The organism is Acidovorax cavernicola (genome assembly GCF_003581445.1).
In genome coordinates this window covers 1-1,075 of the sequence record NZ_QXMN01000253.1, presented here as the reverse complement: position 1 = coordinate 1,075, position 1,075 = coordinate 1, and the positions used below count along the sequence as shown (strand labels likewise).

General features: G+C 66.7%; 1 protein-coding gene. It reads right to left on the bottom strand.

Annotation, left to right across the window (positions count from 1 at the left end):
- Window positions 1–939, bottom strand: a 939-nt coding sequence (locus D3H34_RS32950) for a carboxyl transferase domain-containing protein (RefSeq protein ID WP_286186574.1), incomplete at its 3' end; no start/stop codon positions are given.
- Between the last annotated feature and the right edge of the window lie 136 nt (window positions 940–1,075).

Below are 1,075 nucleotides of genomic sequence, written 5' to 3'. Positions count from 1 at the left end.
GTCGTCGACGATGCGGGCGATGATTTCGCGCACGTCGAACGGCTTGCGCGTGTCGACGGGAATCACGCCGTAGAGTTCCTCGGCCGGAAAGCGCGGTGCCACGGGCGCTGCGTCGGCGGCGTCGGCCTGCTTGCTGCGGTTCAGGTGCGAGACCGCGGTGCGCGCCAGCGCCAGCGCGTGCAGGTCGTTCTGCGCGAGATGGTCGGCAACGCCCGACAGCCGGGTGTGCACGTCGCCGCCGCCCAGGTCTTCGGCGCTGACGACTTCGCCCGTGGCCGCCTTGACCAGCGGCGGGCCGCCCAGAAAGATCGTGCCCTGGTCCTTGACGATGATGGACTCGTCGCTCATCGCGGGCACATAGGCACCGCCGGCCGTGCACGAGCCCATCACCACCGCGATCTGCGCGATGCCCTGGGCGCTGAGATTGGCCTGGTTGTAGAAGATGCGGCCGAAATGGTCGCGATCGGGGAACACATCGTCCTGATTGGGCAGGTTGGCGCCGCCCGAGTCGACGAGGTAGATGCAGGGCAGCCGGTTCTGCGCCGCGACTTCCTGGGCGCGCAGATGCTTCTTCACCGTGATCGGGTAGTAGGTGCCGCCCTTCACCGTCGCGTCGTTGCACACGATCATGCAGTCGATGCCGCTGACCCGGCCTATGCCCGCGATCAGGCCCGCGCCCGGCGCGGCATTGCCGTACATGTTGAGCGCGGCCAGCGGCGCGATCTCGAGAAACGGCGTTCCCGGGTCGAGCAGCTGCTGCACGCGGTCGCGCGGCAGCAGTTTGCCGCGCGCCAGGTGCTTGGCGCGCGCGGCTTCGCCGCCGCCCGCAAACACCTTGTCGATCTGGTGGCGCAGGTCCTGCACCACGCCCTGCATCGCGGCCGCATTGGCCAGAAAATCCGCCGAGCGGGAGTTGAGTCGAGTGTCCAGAATGCCCATGGCCTGCCCTGTGTCTAGTGTGAATCTGGTTTGCCCTAGCGGCAAACGTGGTTTTTATTTCCATTCAACGGTCTGCGGCGTTTGCCGCTGAGGACAATGCCCGGATGCACACCGTTGAAACCGTCTTGCTGGTACT